The following is a 16,867-nucleotide window of genomic DNA, read 5'->3' as shown; positions in this document are numbered from 1 at the left end:
GGTTTTATTGTGTTCACCTACTTATTGCCTATCTAGGAGTTAGATGGGAGCAATGGCAACGAATGGATCATAATCTTGTTTAATTTCCTGGTTTTAAAACTTAGTTCTCTTTGCAATCAACAAGATCAATTCAATATTAAGGGCGTATCTAATTACCTTAGCTATGAGCGAGATTACTTGTACTCTCAGGGAGTCTGAAGCTAGGATAGGGGGGAAGTTGAAAACGAGATGATAGTTTTCTACCTAGTATAGTATCCGCAGCGTCTACATCATAGCTTTGCCTATTTGAAAATGTTTAATTTGTCTAGGATTAATCGGTTTTGGCGTTTACCGTTAGGTAAGCAGTGGCAACCAACTAGAGGAAAATCGCCAGTCAAAGAAGTGGAAGACTCGATTCCTTTGCGAGCGCTAGTGATGGTACTGGTAATTTTGGGGATTGTGGCTACGGATATTGCTGGTGAGACTCAATTTAGTCTGTGGACTGTTCCGCTGACTGTGGTGGGAACGTGGTGGAGTTATTACCGTCGTCGTGATTCTAATATTCCGATCCAGTTTTGTATTGCGATTGGAATGTTGTTGGCTTTGGGGGCTTTTTTTGGGCGGTTTATTGGTAATTGGAATGATACTCGGCTAAGTTTGGCGGAGTTATTGATTCAATTGCAAGTATTACATAGCTTCGATACGCCTCGGCGGAAGGATTTGGGCTATTCGATTGTGATTGGGTTGATTTTGGTGGGTGTGGCGGCGACTTTGAGCCAAACTATGGCTTTTGCGCCTGTGTTGCTGTTGTTTTTAGCGATCGCTCTCCCCACTTTAGTGCTGGATTACCGTTCTCGTCTAGGGTTCAAGCCATCAACTTCGGAAAAATCTGCCAAAAAGAATAATCCTAATTTCAATTTTAAGGTTCTAATTTTAAATTTTTTGGTGATTGTGGCTTTGGGACTGGGGATTTTCGCTATTTTGCCTCGGTTTCCTGGTTATCAACTGAGGTCTTTTCCTGTAAGTGCGCCGCTAAAAGTCCCAGACAATTTTACAGGCAGGAGTATTATTAATCCCGGTTATGTCCGTGAAGGTAAGGGTAATGGTCAAGGTAGTGGTAATGATAGTGGTAGAGGCTCAGGAAGGGCTGGTGAACCAGGAAAATTAGATAATAATTTTTATTACGGTTTCAATAGCGAGATGAACCAAAATCTGCGGGGAGAGATGAAACCCAAAGTGGTGATGCGGGTGCGATCGCAAGCTGAAGGTTTTTGGCGCGTTCTAGCCTTTGACAATTACACAGGCAAAGGTTGGAATATTTCCCGTAATGATCAAGTTACCACTCTCAGACAATCACCTTGGACTGCCCGCATTTCTATTGATCCTCCACCATTCACGACTCTCACCAAAGAGGTGGTGCAAACTTATAATTTGGTGTCGGAATTGCCTAACCTGATTCCAGCGATGTCCTATCCCAAAGGCTTGTATTTTCCCACTCCAGCCATAGCCATTGATCAGGAAGATGGTTTACGTGCGCCAGTGCAGTTGTCAGAAGGGCTAACATATACAGTTGTTTCAGATGTCCCTTACCGCGATCGCTCTTTATTGGTTAAAGCCTCAACTAAATACCCAACTAATATTAAACAGTATTATCTGCAAATCCCACCAAAAATTGCCGATAAAGTCCGAAAACGAACCGAAGAAGCACTGGCTAGTTATGATCAACAACGGGTTTCCCGTTCTCCAGGGACTAAAAGCCTAGATTCGGCTTACGAAAAAGCTCTTTATTTAGCCCAGTATGTCAAACAAAATTACACCCTACCCACCAATCCCTTGGACTTGCCTTATTTGGATGAAAAGGATGATTTAGTAGAAAGCTTTTTATTCAAAAATAAAGGTGGTTATCCCGACCATTTTTCCACTGTATTAACGATTATGCTACGTTCTGTAGGTATTCCATCACGGCTAGTGGCGGGATTTGCCCCAGGAGAATTTAATCCGTTTACAGGGATGTATGTTGTCCGTAATACAGATGCCTATGCGATGACGGAAGTTTATTTCCCCAAGTATGGCTGGTTTACCTTTGATCCAATTCCTGGACATCCTTTGATTCCCCCTTCTATCGAAGAAGATCAAACTTTTAGTGTGCTGCGTCAATTTTGGAATTGGATAGCTGGTTGGTTACCTTCACCAATTACAGCTATTTTAAATACTGTGTTTGGGACGATATTTAGCTGGTTATTCCAAGGGGTAGCTTGGTTCTTAAGTTTATTTACTAAAGGTTGGTTAGGAATATTAACCGGCTTAATCGTGGGGACAATCGCCGCTTTCTTCGCTTGGCTGGGTTGGGGACAATGGCGGAAGTGGCTTAACTTGCGTTGGTTAAAGAAATTACCGCCTATGGAAAGACTGTACCAACAAATGCTACAATGGACCTCCAACAAGGGTTTAGGTAAGCATCCTAGTCAAACACCCCTAGAATATGCCCAGCTTGCATACCAACACCATTCTCCAGAAATAGCTGAGGTGATAGATGAAATCTGTCATGCTTATGTGAGTTGGCGTTATGGTGGACATACTCCCAACTACCAGCAATTACAACAAAAATGGCAAGCATTAAAGACTTCCAAATAAAAAAATAAATAAGTTGGCGTTAAACAATGAATATATGTAACGAAATGTAAATTCAACAAATACCCTATAAATATGTTATTTCAGGGTTTTTACCCACATTTAGCATAAGTAAATATATTTAAAGTATTTTTAAGGGCAGGTTAAGTAGTGAGACAGAATTAATTACACAATGTCATTGCGTTAGCGCAGCGTGGCGTTAGCCATATGGAACGAAGTGAAACGAAGCAATTCCAAGGGTTGTGATTGCTTCCCTTCGCTCGCAATGACTGTAAATATTTTTGTCCAATTACTTATTTTGTCTCCGATATGATTTTTTATCTTAAAATACCTGCTGAATGAGGAGTGCATAGGTTCTGTCCCTACAATTCTGCATATATCATAGGGAATATTTTTAGGAGATTTAGCGGATAATACAGCTAAAAAAAGCATTAGTTATGAAAAAACTCTGGCTAACGTGGTTTAAATCGTTGTAACTACCATTCTTTAGCGATAACATGGGAATAAGTTTACTACGAGCTTTTCATTTTTCGTTTAGCTGAAATCTTTTTTATGGAAATTCAATTAATCAATATCGGTTTTGGTAATATCGTCTCTGCCAACAGAGTCGTTGCCATCGTTAGTCCAGAATCTGCTCCCATTAAACGGATTATTACCGATGCTAGGGATAGAGGTCAATTAGTTGATGCTACCTATGGAAGACGGACTAGGGCAGTGATTATTACTGATTCTAGTCATGTTATTCTCTCCGCGATTCAGCCAGAAACAGTAGCCAATCGGTTTGTCATTTCTCGTGATCATCATGTTGTAGATAATTAATCGTCGGCATAATTATCAACCCAATTCTATTTGTACCATATCGGCTGTAGGATATGAATAGACTGGATTTCTGCCACCAGTGCTACAAATTCTTTAGTCTTGATGCTATTTTGAAGAGTGAGGATGAGAAATACTGGCGCAAAAGCTTATACCACAGGTATTTAACCATCTCAAGTCCCAAGTTCAAAATGGTATTAGTTATTTTAGTCGCTAACACAAGACTAAGGAATCATTTGTATTTATTAATTCACTCTTTTCACGGATAATGCAAGTCTTACCTACCCATAATGGTGCAAATACGAAAGAATGTCTGCCTCTGGGCAAACTAATTGTTTTAACCGGTCCGAGTGGAGTCGGCAAAGGTACATTAATGAATGAAATTCTCCGGCGTTATCCAGAATTGCATTATTCAGTATCTGCAACGACTCGTTCTCCCCGTCCGGGAGAAATCAATGGTAAAAACTATCACTTTATTAGTCGGAGTCAGTTTGAACAGTTAGTTACTCAAGGCGAATTTTTAGAATGGGCAGAATTTGCTGGTAACTGTTATGGTACGCCCCGTGAGGCTGTGCTGAATCACGTTCAAGCTGGTAAGTTGGTGGTGCTAGAAATTGAGTTAGCAGGAGCAAGACAAATTCGTCATACCTTTCCTAGCGCTCTCAGTATCTTTATTTTACCACCTTCATTTGCAGAATTAGAAAAGCGGATACGCGGGCGCGGACAAGATGCGGAAGAGGCTATTTCTCTTCGTTTGCAACGTGCTGAAGAGGAAATTGCCGCTGCTAACGAATTTGATATAAAAATTATCAATGATGATTTTGAGCAAGCTGTAAAGGAAATACAGAAGGCGATTTTTAAATAAATATCTGGTAATGGGTGATTGGTAATGGGTAATGGGTAATGGGTGATTGGTAAACAAATTCTCCCTCTTGCCTGTTCCCTCTTGCCTCTTGCCTCTTGCCTCTTGCCTCTTCCCTAAATGGGTAATAGCCCAAATTAGCAACTATTACCCATTACCAGTCATCAAATTAACCCAATAAACCTTGGATTAATCCAGAATTACCTGTCAAGAAGAACGCAACTACTGCGCCACCGATACCACCAATTAAGAAAGCGCTGGCAAAATTATTCCAGCTTTCCTTAGAGTTGAAAGCATCAACAGGAGGATTGGGTACAGCAACACTAGCAAGAGCCTTATCAGGATTGCTGTTAGCGTATAAAGATAGACAAGCAGTTAAAATTACAACCAAGCCAATACTGCCCAGTAAACCAGCTAAGTTAGCATTAGGGGCATTGCGTAAGGGACCTAACTTATCGAAAGGTCCAAATAACAAATAACCATGAGCCATACCAACTTCTAAACCACGTCTAAAAGGATTTAGACCGGGGCGATAAGCTGGTAAATTGCTAATAAACCACTTCACCAAAGGGGCGGAATTGATGGGGGTTTCTAGGTCGCCTTTTTGTGGGTCACGTCCTGCTGCTATTGCCATAACTATTGTTCGATTCCTTGAATCACTGTTGTTAGTTTTTTAAGGCATGAAACCCGTAAATTATAGTTAAGATTACGAGTTTCATACATTATTTAAGATTGTTTATTGCTAAACAATCCAGAAGAGAAAGCTAATTTACTTAGCTTTTCCTAACCGTGTTTTCAACCTATAGGGGGTGGAAAAGTAGGTCGGGGAAGAAGCGGTTAAATTCAATCAAAATCCCGGCTGTGATTGTTAGCCAGATTGTAGCCGCAACGGGGGCAGTAGAGATGAATGTCAGCAAGTAGTTGGTTTCGTCGCCTTTTTCAGCCATGAATTTAGTCTCCAGAATGAATAAGTGAAAACAAATGAATTAACGTGGCGAAACGGTAATTTCTGAATCCTTCGCTGTTAATTCGCCGGAGAGCAATTCTTTGATTGCTGCTGCTGGCCAAGCAAAACCGGAGGTGATGATAGGTAGGGCAAGACCCAAATCAATTTGGATTTCTTTTTGCTCCGCATTTGATTCTTTTTGGATTGCTTGGAGATAAGCACGGCCTACCCAACCAATCCAACCAGCAATGTAGAGGAAGAGAATACTAGGGATTAAAAAATCACCAGCATGATCAAGACGGCCATCTACAATCAAGTGGGGATAGCCTTCTGGTCCACAGAGTGCCTGAGAATAACGTTCAAACCGCTTTTTACCTGATTCGGGGTCAGGGGTGGTGTTGCGGGCATTTAGTGCTAGCTCTTGAAAGGCGGGAGAGTCTTTACAAGGAACAAGATTTGCGCCTAGTGCATTGGCTTCAGGAGCAAAATTGAACCAAAGAGTCATCACCAAAAGCAAAGCAAACAATCGTCTCATGGAGTTGTTTCCTTTTATTACAAAACGAGAAGTTTCTTGTACAAAACGAAGCGGCTTGTACAGTCTTTATTTTAGATAACTAGGAAGTCATCATACTCTTGGCTGGGGACTGAGTAAAGTTGAAGTCAATAAAAGTTAAAGCTTCTCAATCAAAAGATAGGGAAAAGGGCAGGGGGCAGGGGGCAGGGGGCAGGGGGCAGGGAGCAGGGAGCAGGGAGTAGGGAGTAGGGGGCAGGGGGCAGGGGGCAGGGGGCAGGGAGTAGGGAGCAGGGAGTAGGGAGCAGGGAGTAGGGAGTAGGGAGCAGGGAGCAGGGGAGATATGAGAGAATGTATATATTCTCTTGCCTTTTGCCTTTTGCCTCTTGCCTCTTGCCTCTTGCCTCTTGCCTCTTGCCTCTTACCTTTTGCCTCTTGCCTCTTGCCTCTTGCCTCTTGCCTCTTACCTTTTGCCTCTTGCCTCTTGCCTCTTGCCTCTTGCCTCTTGCCTCTTGCCTCTTGCCTGTTCCCTGTTCCCTGTTCCCTGTTCCCTATTAATCTACTATGACAACCGTTTTGGCTATTGAAACCAGTTGTGATGAAACTGCTGTGGCAATTATTAAGAATCGTGAAGTATGTAGCAGTATTGTTGCTTCACAAATTCCTGTTCATCAACAATATGGTGGGGTAGTGCCAGAGGTGGCTTCACGTCAGCATTTAGAAACGCTGAATTATGAAATAGAGCAAGCGATCGCATCTAGTCACTTAGATTGGAGTCAGATTGATGGAATAGCTGCCACCTGTGCGCCTGGACTGGTAGGAGCGTTGCTGGTAGGATTAACGGCTGCTAAAACTCTGGCAATTGTCCATGATTTGCCTTTTTTGGGGGTGCATCACCTGGAAGGTCATATTTACGCGACTTACTTGAGTGAGCCAAGTTTAAATCCTCCCTTTCTTAGCTTACTTGTTTCTGGAGGTCATACAAGCTTGATTTATGTGAAAGATTATGGTATCTACGAAACTTTGGGAGAAACCCGTGATGATGCGGCGGGTGAGGCTTTTGATAAGGTGGCGCGGTTGTTAAAACTGGGTTATCCCGGTGGACCAATAATTGATAAACTGGCACAAACTGGCAATCCCCAAGCTTTTACATTACCGGAAGGAAAAATTTCTTTACCGGGTGGGGGTTATCATCCTTATGATTGTAGTTTTAGCGGATTAAAGACAGCAGTATTACGTTTAGTGCAGCAGTTAGAGAAAGAGGGCAAAGAAGTACCAGTAGCGGATGTAGTGGCTAGTTTTCAGGATACTGTAGCGCGATCGCTCACCAAAAGGGCGATCGCCTGCGCTCGTAACTATAGACTAGATACCATTACCGTAGGTGGTGGTGTAGCAGCAAATAGTGGACTGAGAAAGCATTTACAAGCAGCAGCCAGCAAACATAACATCCGGGTTTTATTCCCCCCCCTAAAATTTTGCACCGACAACGCCGCTATGATTGGCTGTGCCGCCGCCGAACATCTATCGCTTGGGAGAACATCACCCCTCACATTAGGAGTGCATTCCCGGCTCTCACTGAACCAAGTCATGCAATTATACGAAAATTAGTTCAGGAGGTAGGGGCGCAGGGCCTGCGCCCATTCAGGAGTTCAGGAGAAAGAAGAATTTTCTTAATGACCAATGACTAATGACCGAATATGTTCAGCCACGGCTTCTGGTTGCTCCAACATAGCCAGATGACCACAATCGGGAATTTCAATCACATTATCGCCCACATATTGAAAAAGCCAATGAAAACTTGCTAAATGGCGGACATACTTAGGTTCCATCACCTTATCGTCAGCACCAGCCAAAAAATAGACTGGCTGTTTTAATTTGGATACTAATTGGGGTAGACAGTTAATTTCTTCTTCCGTAGTGGAGTCGAGAAGAGTTCCCAAAGCAGCTTCAGGGTCAGCAATAATAAAATCAATCAGTCGTTGACGCGCCCAATATCGGTCTAGAGGACGCAACACACTAGCTTTAGTAAACAACAAATCAATCCAAGGCATTTGTGAAAGCCAACGGGGACGGACCTGTAAAAATTTTTGCCCAGTGGCGCGAAATTGCTCAAAAGCTTCCTTCAGATAAATCCCACCACCGGCATTAATACAAATCACACCTTGAACACAATCAGGTAGTTGAGCCGCAGTCCATAGAGCAATAGTACCACCTAAGGAATGACCAACTAACCAAGCACTAGAAATATTCAGGTGTTGGAGAAGCACAGCCAAATCCTGAGCATAAGCATACGGAGAGTGCATAGAATCCAAAGACAAACTAACCATACTAGAGTCTGTAGCAGCCAGTTCTATATCTGATGTCACCTGAGACTGCGATTCACCAAAACCTCGTAAATCATAAGATAAACACTGCAAATCTACCGATAAACGAGAAATCACAGGTTGCCAATATACGCTACTATTTAGCCAACCGTGGATAAATACTAAAGTATGGGGGCATGATGTGGGAGCAGTTAGCTCATAAGTATGTGGAACGCCTAAGATTTCTATTGTTGCCATAATTAAATATCGTACCCTCAAGGGTGGGTGCGACTCAATACAACTCAACACGAACAGAGAACCAAAAATTCAAAAATTAAAATTTTGAATTAAGCAGATGGACGTTAAATAAACAAAATGTGTAAATAAAAGTACAATTACCTAAAACCTCTTGCCTTGTCATAACAACAATTTTTAACGCCAACCTACTGAGCTAATTTTATTGATTAAGTAATCTATGTTTCACTCCTTCCGCGATTTTGTGACCTAAATATTCAGGAATGAGACTTTCATTCGGACCTAACAAATAAAGAATTAGTCGAGTCCGTCCGCGCCAAACTAGTAAATTGGCGTTAACCACCAGCAGGTCTTCTTGCCAGATAGCATACATCACTTTATAGAATAATCCAGGTTGATTATCAGCTTCAATTACTAAAGCCGGAAGATGAAAAACAGGGTCAACATAGAAATCAGTTTGTACCTGTTCCAAACCAGCATCAAGATTAAATTCTACAGCCAGCATTTCTTCTACCTCAAATGTGCCTGCTAACGCCTCACGAATGGCACGACAAACATTTTCAGCAGTTTTTTCAGTTAGTGCTTTATTGCCACGAGATACCAGTAATTTAATAAAAACCAGCATTGGTGGTCGAATTTGACCGTATAAACTTAGACCGTGAATAGTTAAACCATAAGCTGCTAGGACACCAAAAATATCGCTCAAGAGGAAAGATTGATTGCGGTAGGCAAAATGAAGGGCGCTTTTGCTCCCTTCTGGCTTCATCTCAATAACAGCCCGTTTAGTTTTATAAAGACGGTATGCTAGGCGTAAATTTTGAAGTTGAATCTCACTGCTAACAAATTGCTCATAGAATTGGGGAAACGCCCGATTAAAGCGTTTCAGGAGTTCTAGAGTTGAAGATTTTAAACCAGAAGCCATTTTTGCGGGTAGGACTTGCTTGTTTTGTACAAACTGGGACAGGGGAGCGGGGGGGCAGGAGGACAGGGGACAGGGGGAAGATTAAGCACTTTTACCTGTTACCTTTTACCTTGTGCCTCTCACGTATCCCCAAATTTAATTAGATACAGCATATTGCAAATTAATGAGGTACAGAATCTAAATTCAAAGCCATACAGCAAGGCAGTTTTACTCCTGACTCGGTGACTTGGTGACTCGGTGACTCCTGAATTCTGCTGTATCAGAAATAATGTTATTTTTTAAAGTCTACAGCGTATCAGTTAAATTATTTATTCTCATTGTGTTATTGAAGTTGATATTGATTAGCATAGGATGATCTGAGTTTTATCTGGTCATGACAGCAACGCGACTGAAACTAGTCACGAAAATGAGAAAGATACTTGAATTTCGGAAAATTTTTGCCTTTGGTTCAGTTTTATGGAGTAGTGTCAAAACAAAATGCTAGAGTTGAGAGTGATTGGGAAGAAACACTGGATAACTAGCTGTGAGTATTGCAAATCGCTAAACCGCGTAGAATGTTTCTAGTGAATTAGCCGACAATAATCATAGTGATGTTAAATGTGAATCAACACTTTTTAAAAGTGGAAACCAATTTTAGTCATACTACCCGAACTGCATTGGCATGGGTTTTTGGAAAACTTGGTTTAGCACTCCTGAATCTTTAGCGACAAATAAAAACACTGCTGTTAATGAGCATACAGCGGAAGTTGATGGTAATTCTAGTGTAGGTAAGGATCAAATCGTTTTCAGTACGGAAAGAGATATTGACCTTTATGAACTTGAAGAACTCTGTGATGCAGTTGGCTGGTCACGTCGCCCTCTTAGAAAAGTAAAAAAAGCTATTGAGCATAGTTTTCTCGTAGCCTCTATGTGGCAAGTGCGAGGAAACAAAAAGCGTTTGATTGGTTTTGCCCGTGCTACATCAGATCATGCTTTTAATGCCACTATTTGGGATGTAGTCGTTCATCCTGATTTTCAAAGTAGAGGACTAGGTAAGGCATTAATGAAATATGTCCTCAAAAAACTCAGGAGTGAAGAAATTAGTAATGTCACTCTTTTTGCCGACCCCCATGTTGTAGATTTCTATAAGACGATGGGCTTTATGTCAGATCCTGAAGGTATAAAAGGAATGTTTTGGTATCCTCAGTGATCAAGGTGGCTGGGGTGTGGGGATTAGGGAATTGAGGATATTTCCCTAAATCTGATTTTTCTGGATCATTGGGTTTGCATTTATTATTTTTTGTGATATGATAGTCGAGATGAACCAAAAATACATGATTCGGTTCTTGTGGAGTTTGGTTTTGATGGCTTTACGGGATGTAGCGCAGCTTGGTAGCGCGCCTGCTTTGGGAGCAGGATGCCGCAGGTTCGAATCCTGTCATCCCGATTTATGCGTAGTTATACTTGGTAATAATATTCCTATGATACTACTACACTGCGGCTTAAGGGACTTCCAATTAAAAAAATACCCAAAAATTTCTTGTGGTGCGGGCATCTTGCCTGCTAATCATCAAGGACAGGCAGGATGCCCATCCCACAAAATTGGGTAATTTATTTTTTGGTGTTCCCTAAGTGAATAAATAAACCATTTTCAAGCCTTGTAATCAATCAAATTTTCGGAGCTTTTAATAGTCATATTATTTACACCAGGCTGTAATAGTAGATTCTGACCATGAAAAATTCAGAAAGTAGGGGCGCAGGGTCTGCGCCCAGAAACGATTCATCAATAACAGCATGAAATTTATTTACCTCAACCCGTAATAGCTATTAAGAATGGTTGCTTTATTTGCGCCATGCTGTACTAGGACTTACGCATTGACAAAAAGCATTATCTATGGGTTCTGAGATCATGGGATTTTTATTAAAAGTTAATATGAAGTAAAATGATATGTAATAGCAGATTTTAATTCAGGACATCTTTGTAATGGCTTTTACGTATTACTACACTGTAAGATTTCAAGATACTGATGCGGCTGGAGTCGTTTATTTCGCTAACATTTTGAGAATTTGTCATGAAGCTTATGAGGTTTCATTAGCAGCTTCTGGTATTAATCTTAAATCATTTTTTACTAATCCATCTGTGGCTTTTCCTATTGTTCATGCAAATGTAGATTTTTTACGTCCTATGTATTGTGGTGACAATTTAATGATTAGTCTATTAGCAGAAAAAATAGGTTTAGATAAGTTTGAAATTACCTATGAGATTATCATAGATGAAGTCGTAGTTGCTAAGGCAATTACTAGGCACGTTTGTATTGATATAAATAGTAGAAATAAGCTGGAATTACCAAATTATATGAATCATTGGCTAGAAACTAACCACAGAGACGCAGAGGGCGCAGAGAGAAGAAGGTCAAGGGAGGAGGTTATGTGATTTCAGGACATAGATCCCCGACTTCTTTCAAGAAGTCGGGGATCTGAAGTATTATGTTTTCAGAATATCTTCGGCGATTTTTTGGAGTTGTTGATGGTTGATTTTACCTTGAGTATTACGAGGTAAGTTTGGTAGGGAAATCCAATGTTTGGGAATTTTGAATTTACTCAGTTGATTTTTGAGTTGAGTTTGAATTTCTATGTGGGAAATATTTTTATCTTTGGGAATATAAATGGCTGTTAATGCTTGTCCCCAATATTTATCAGCTATACCAATTACACAAACATCAATTACCATTTGAGTTCTTCTAATCGCTGATTCAATTTCTGTTGGGTAAACATTTTCCCCACCTGTAATGATTTTGTCGCTATTCCTGCCAATAATATGTAAGTAGCCTTGATGATCTAAAAAACCAAGATCATCAACTATAAAGTTATTTCTATTTTCCCAGATTTGGGGATAATAACCTAATGCTAAAGATTGACTTTGAATATTTATATTTCCCGGTGGATTGTCAATGATAATTTTAACATGGGGTAGGATTTTTCCACTATTAAATTTACCTTGTAAAAATTCATCCGGTTTGAGAGTTGCTATTTGAGAAGCGGTTTCTGTCATTCCATAGGTAGGTGCTAATCTAATTTGATGATATCTCGCTTTTTCTAATAGTTCTTCCCACGGTGGCGCACCTCCTAAAAGGACAGTAGAAAATTTGGATAGCCATTGAGTTAATGCGGGATTTTGGAGGAATTTTTGTAATTGGGTAGGAACTAAAGATATAAAGAAATCGTGGGGATTAATATTTGGTAATTGAGAATTTTCTAAGGTTTTAGATGAGGTTATGACTAATTTACCTCCTGTTGTGAAGGAACGCATAAATTGCATTAACCCACTCACATGATATAATGGCAATACACAAAATGAATTAACTGCATTGATTTGAAAATATTCTGTAAATCCTTGCACTGAAGTAGTTAATGTTTGCCATGTATGGATAGCAAATTTTATCTTTCCTGATGAACCACCCGTAGGAATCATGATAGTATTAGTAATTGGTAATTCATAATTGGGAATTTGTGATTTTGAAAAGTGATAATCTATTCCTAAAACTATATCTGGTTGAATTAAATTAAAGACTTGTTCCCATTCGTCTTGACTCCAATCTGGGTTACAGAGAAAAACTGGACATTTAGCTGCACAAGCAGCAATAAAACTTCCTAAAAATCTCACTGGTGATTTTTCTGCAATGATGATTTTTGGATTTGATAACTGGGTTAATTTTAAATATAATTCTGTTGCTATCTTTGGTAATTCTTGGCTATGATCACAAATTAGCCAATCATGGTTTTGGATATTATCTAAAATGTTTTCCATAGACTTTCTAGCCAGTTTGCTTCTTGTTGTTGAAAAAAGTGGTTAATTCCAAAGCCAACGGCGCGGTTATTTGTGGATAATTCTGCGGCTAATTGTAGTGAGGCTTGTCTACCAATTTCGGTTTCAAAGACAGATGAAAATACAATATCAATTTGATGTTGTTTGCAAAACTCTCTTAACTGAGATGGTGAACCGAATATTCCTGGTTTTATCACAAATATTCCTCGCCAACCTTGCTGAAAACATGATTCTAATTGGTGGAGATTGGCGATAGATTCATCTAAGGCTATGGGTGTTAAATATAAGTTACTTAATTCTTGCATTTCTGTAAATTTATCTACAGATAAAGGTTGTTCGATAAATTCAATTTTAGGTGAGAATTGGTCACATTTTTCTAACCATAATTTACCTTGTTGATAAGTCAGTCCGCCATTAGCATCTAAACGTAATTTTGCTGATGTTGGTAAACTGGAAATGAGTAAATCAAATATTTCTAATTCTTGATTGATTTCATTAACACCGATTTTCCATTTAAATGTTTTATATCCTTGTTCCCATAAGTTACTCCATTGATTTAAAGCTGATTTTCCTGCTGGTAATAAGCCGCTGTAGGTGAGATTAGGCGACTGCAATTCACTGCTACACAGACGAAACCCACCTGGGTGGGTTGAAGATTCAAAAGCAAATTGACAAGCTGGTAATTTATCGGGAATGGCGAAAATTATCTCTTTCGTAATTGTTTGTGGAAGTTGATAACAAAAATCTAAAGCTTGTTTGATAGTTTCTGAACCAAACCAAGAAATGGGGGAAATTTCCCCCCAACTAACGTCATCTTTTTCATCAATCAAGCGGATAATTATGCTTTCGCGGATTTCCCAAATTCCATGATTTGTAATCATAGGTTTGGTGAATTTCTGACTAAAGTAACGAAAGGAAAATTGATAAATCATGAGAAAGGAGTCAGAAGTCAGGAGTCAGGAGTCAGGAGGGATAAAGAAAGAAGAAGAAAATTTATCCCATTCCGTATTCCTTGCTTTATATAGCGGTTCCTAGTCTGATGAGGTATAAAATTATCTGTGTTCATCTGCGTTTATCTGCGTTTAATTCTGAAAATTATTAACCCAGAATAAATCCTACACCCAAAAATAAGCAACTCACAAACTGAACTCTGATAGCGATGAATTTAGAGTTACTTACTTTGTCTGGTTGATTGTGATTTTCTAAGACGTGACGACATAATTGAATTGCAAAAGGTAAACTCAGGAAACTGAGTAAAGTCCAAATTGGGAAAATATTCAAAATCACAAATAGCAAAGTTAAGGGATAAATACTCGCCGTAAATCCGACTAATACCTTTGCGCCTGTTTGCGTTCCTAAACGCACAATGGGAGATTTCTTTCCTGCGGCTATGTCATCCGCAACTTGGTGAAAATGGGAGCAAAATAGCACTAAACTGGTAACAATGCCCAAAATCATGGAAGCTGCTAAATTAATGATAGACCAAGTTTGAGTTTGACTGTAATAGGCTGCACCCATACCCAATGGACCAAAGGCAAAAAAGCAGATAAATTCCCCTAAACCCTGGTATCCTAGCCGAAAGGGGGGACCTTGGTACATATAGCCTAAGCCGCAGCATAAGAGGATTATAGCAATAACTGTGGGGTCTTTTTGCACAAGAGCGATCGCTATTATCCCCAATAACCCCAAACCTAAACACAGGTTTCCTATCCAAAACATTAAAGTTTTATTACCAGTTAAATTCACCAATGAATGATGTTTATTCTGATCAATTCCTGTTTCGGCATCAAATACATCATTACTAATATTTTCCCAAGCTAAAAGCAAAATTGCTGCGGCAATAAACAAAGAAAATATTGTTATATTAAAAATCTTTACTTCCCTAAATGCTACCGCCGAACCTACCCAAATCGGCATAATAGCAACACTGTACATTGGCGGTTTAATAGCCGCCAGCCATAGTTTAGCTTGAGGTGGTGAAATCTGAGTTGAAGTCATCAGTTGTGATTAGTTAAATTACCAGAACTTTAGTTATCAGTTAAATTTTATAATTTCAGAGTTTAACTTTGGTAAATTACCAAAAAGTGCTAATTTTATGATTATAGGGGAATATCCTGCCATAAAACCTGCTATCTTGCTACCAAAACAGGATCAAACCCAAAATCAAACTAAGTTTATGCTGGTTAATGGTAACTGAATTATGTTACCTATAAAAATACCACCATGATTTATGACATTTTAGGAAGATAACTTAATAAAAATTAACTTATACATCCATGACAATTTCACCATGTCGCAGCCACACCTTTGTAGATTACAAATATCTTAATCAATTGCTATTAGAGGTTCAGGAAAATTGCCGTCGCCATAATAATAGTAAAATTGTCAGTATTCCCCTAGAAATTAGCTTAGTTGATCCTTTGCTAGTTTTCGATAAATTTAATCATAAAAATACCATAAACTTTTATTTTGAAAATAGAAGTAATGGTGAAGCAATGGCGGCAATTGGCACTTTAGATAAAATAGAAATTTCTGGTAAAGATAGGTTTACAAAATCAGAAGAATTTATCAAAAATTGTCTAAAGAACATAATTCCTATATCTCATCAAAATCAGACTTTTTCCCTACCTCGATTTTTTTGTACTTTCAGTTTTTTTGATCAGCATAAAAAAGCAGATTATCCATTTCCTGCGGCTACGGTTTTCTTACCTTGTTGGCAAATAACTTTAAAAAATAGTCGCTGCACATTAATAATGAATACAATTATTAATTCTAGGATTAATATTACCAAAATATTGGATAATTTACAATGCCATTTAGAAATTATTAAATCTTTGAATACCCATTCTCTAAATATTGATAAATTTCCCTTAAACTTATATAAAAAGATCACTAATAACGGTGATAAATTCAAAACTTCTGTTTCATCGGTTTTAGAAATAATTCATGCTAACCATTTAAGAAAAATTGTTTTAGCTGATACCTTAGATGTCAGTGCTAATCATAATTTCAACTTATTACAATCTTTAAATAATCTCCGCCAACTACATCCTAATTGCAATGTATTTTCTACCAGTAATGGTCAAGGACAAAACTTTATTGGTGCTAGTCCAGAACGGTTAATTAGTATTCACAAACGGCAGTTAATTACTGATGCTTTGGCAGGTTCTGCACCGAGGGGAAAAACTCCCACAGAAGATGCTACAAATGCTAACAATTTAGTTAACAGTACCAAAGAAAAACACGAACATAAACTGGTTCTAGATTTTATTACTCAACATTTATCTCAACTGGGTTTATTCCCCCAAGTTTTAGCCCCTAGACTGCGACAATTATCTAATATTCAGCATTTATGGACACCAATTAGCGCAGTAGTTCCTAATAATATTCATCCTTTACAAATAGTTGCTAAACTCCATCCTACTCCAGCAGTTGCCGGCGCAGCGCGAGATATTGCTTGTGCAGAAATTCGCCGTTATGAAAGTTTTGAAAGGGGTCTATATGCAGCACCTTTAGGGTGGGTAGACGGGGAAGGAAATTGTGAATTTATTGTGGGGATTCGTTCGGCTTTAATTGATGGTAATTATGCCAGACTTTATGGGGGTGCAGGTATTGTTGCTGGTTCAGATCCTCAAAAGGAATTTGCCGAAGTGCAACTTAAATTGCAAGCTTTATTAAAAGCCTTGGTTTAAAGACTTTCCCTCGTTCCTAGACTCCGGCTAGGAATGCCAGCTATGAGGCTCTGCCTCCTCTATCACTAGTGGTCTGTCAACCCGAAAATGACGGGTGAAGGCAAGCAGGGGGTAGGGGGGGTAGGGGGGTAGGGGGGGTAGGGGG

15 protein-coding genes and 1 tRNA gene are annotated in these 16,867 nt (G+C 39.4%); 8 read left to right on the top strand and 8 right to left on the bottom strand.

Annotated features, from left to right (window positions below; translation table 11 throughout):
- The first annotated feature begins 291 nt into the window (after positions 1-291).
- From FJR37_RS14885 to gmk, 3 genes are all read left to right on the top strand, one after another.
- On the top strand, positions 292-2,613 hold the full coding sequence (locus FJR37_RS14885; protein WP_174763431.1) for a DUF3488 and DUF4129 domain-containing transglutaminase family protein: 2,322 nt from the start codon (positions 292-294) through the stop codon (positions 2,611-2,613).
- 549 nt (positions 2,614-3,162) lie between these two features.
- Positions 3,163-3,429, top strand: coding sequence for an extracellular matrix/biofilm regulator RemA (remA, locus tag FJR37_RS14880; RefSeq protein WP_015080662.1), 267 nt, complete (start codon positions 3,163-3,165; stop codon positions 3,427-3,429).
- Positions 3,430-3,694: 265 nt separating this feature from the next.
- The gene (gmk, locus tag FJR37_RS14875; protein WP_039203684.1) at positions 3,695-4,291 is read left to right on the top strand and encodes a guanylate kinase; all 597 of its coding nucleotides are present in this window, start codon (positions 3,695-3,697) and stop codon (positions 4,289-4,291) included.
- Between the two features lie 166 nt (positions 4,292-4,457).
- Here gmk and FJR37_RS14870 read toward each other — a convergent pair whose 3' ends face one another.
- The 3 genes from FJR37_RS14870 to FJR37_RS14860 form a co-directional block, all read right to left on the bottom strand.
- The gene (locus FJR37_RS14870; RefSeq protein ID WP_039203683.1) at positions 4,458-4,922 is read right to left on the bottom strand and encodes a photosystem I reaction center subunit XI; all 465 of its coding nucleotides are present in this window, start codon (positions 4,920-4,922) and stop codon (positions 4,458-4,460) included.
- Between the two features lie 166 nt (positions 4,923-5,088).
- Entirely contained in the window at positions 5,089-5,235 is a 147-nt protein-coding gene (gene psaJ / locus FJR37_RS14865; protein ID WP_039203682.1) for a photosystem I reaction center subunit IX, read from the bottom strand.
- Between the two features lie 39 nt (positions 5,236-5,274).
- Positions 5,275-5,769 carry a photosystem I reaction center subunit III gene (locus FJR37_RS14860; RefSeq protein ID WP_039203681.1) on the bottom strand — a complete coding sequence of 165 codons (495 nt, stop codon included), beginning with the start codon at positions 5,767-5,769 and terminating at the stop codon, positions 5,275-5,277.
- 540 nt (positions 5,770-6,309) lie between these two features.
- Here FJR37_RS14860 and tsaD point away from each other — a divergent pair.
- Positions 6,310-7,353, top strand: a complete 1,044-nt coding sequence (gene tsaD, locus FJR37_RS14855; RefSeq protein WP_039203159.1) for a tRNA (adenosine(37)-N6)-threonylcarbamoyltransferase complex transferase subunit TsaD — start codon at positions 6,310-6,312, stop codon at positions 7,351-7,353.
- 62 nt (positions 7,354-7,415) lie between these two features.
- Here tsaD and FJR37_RS14850 read toward each other — a convergent pair whose 3' ends face one another.
- Both FJR37_RS14850 and FJR37_RS14845 read right to left on the bottom strand, forming a co-directional pair.
- Positions 7,416-8,306: an alpha/beta fold hydrolase gene (locus FJR37_RS14850; RefSeq protein ID WP_039203158.1), complete on the bottom strand. Its 891-nt coding sequence runs from the start codon at positions 8,304-8,306 to the stop codon at positions 7,416-7,418.
- A 199-nt stretch (positions 8,307-8,505) separates the two neighbouring features.
- Complete coding sequence (locus FJR37_RS14845) at positions 8,506-9,225, bottom strand: hypothetical protein (RefSeq protein ID WP_027402292.1); 720 nt, start codon at positions 9,223-9,225, stop codon at positions 8,506-8,508.
- A 661-nt stretch (positions 9,226-9,886) separates the two neighbouring features.
- Between FJR37_RS14845 and FJR37_RS14840 the strand changes: the two genes are divergently transcribed.
- From FJR37_RS14840 to FJR37_RS14830, 3 genes are all read left to right on the top strand, one after another.
- Complete coding sequence (locus tag FJR37_RS14840; protein ID WP_039203157.1) at positions 9,887-10,414, top strand: GNAT family N-acetyltransferase; 528 nt, start codon at positions 9,887-9,889, stop codon at positions 10,412-10,414.
- A gap of 163 nt (positions 10,415-10,577) precedes the next feature.
- Positions 10,578-10,651: transfer RNA gene (locus tag FJR37_RS14835), tRNA-Pro, on the top strand.
- 537 nt (positions 10,652-11,188) lie between these two features.
- Positions 11,189-11,638 (top strand): thioesterase family protein, encoded by a 450-nt coding sequence (locus tag FJR37_RS14830; RefSeq protein ID WP_168466375.1) that lies wholly within the window; start codon positions 11,189-11,191, stop codon positions 11,636-11,638.
- A gap of 51 nt (positions 11,639-11,689) precedes the next feature.
- Here the strand turns inward: FJR37_RS14830 and FJR37_RS14825 are convergent, their stop codons facing one another.
- The 3 genes from FJR37_RS14825 to menA form a co-directional block, all read right to left on the bottom strand.
- Positions 11,690-13,012: a 2-succinylbenzoate--CoA ligase gene (locus FJR37_RS14825; RefSeq protein WP_168466374.1), complete on the bottom strand. Its 1,323-nt coding sequence runs from the start codon at positions 13,010-13,012 to the stop codon at positions 11,690-11,692.
- Positions 12,997-13,962 carry an o-succinylbenzoate synthase gene (locus FJR37_RS14820; protein ID WP_168466373.1) on the bottom strand — a complete coding sequence of 322 codons (966 nt, stop codon included), beginning with the start codon at positions 13,960-13,962 and terminating at the stop codon, positions 12,997-12,999. The genes FJR37_RS14825 and FJR37_RS14820 overlap by 16 nt, the downstream gene beginning before the upstream one ends.
- A gap of 166 nt (positions 13,963-14,128) precedes the next feature.
- Positions 14,129-15,028, bottom strand: a complete 900-nt coding sequence (menA, locus tag FJR37_RS14815) for a 2-carboxy-1,4-naphthoquinone phytyltransferase (protein ID WP_168466372.1) — start codon at positions 15,026-15,028, stop codon at positions 14,129-14,131.
- Between the two features lie 278 nt (positions 15,029-15,306).
- Here menA and FJR37_RS14810 point away from each other — a divergent pair, with 278 nt between their 5' ends.
- The gene (locus tag FJR37_RS14810; RefSeq protein WP_168466371.1) at positions 15,307-16,722 is read left to right on the top strand and encodes an isochorismate synthase MenF; all 1,416 of its coding nucleotides are present in this window, start codon (positions 15,307-15,309) and stop codon (positions 16,720-16,722) included.
- Positions 16,723-16,867: the final 145 nt, after the last annotated feature.

The sequence above is a fragment of the Aphanizomenon sp. UHCC 0183 genome, from assembly GCF_009712065.1.
Taxonomy (GTDB): Bacteria; Cyanobacteriota; Cyanobacteriia; order Cyanobacteriales; family Nostocaceae; genus Dolichospermum; species Dolichospermum heterosporum.
The sequence above is the reverse complement of the archived record's forward strand: the minus strand, read 5'-3'. Positions and strand labels throughout refer to the sequence as shown.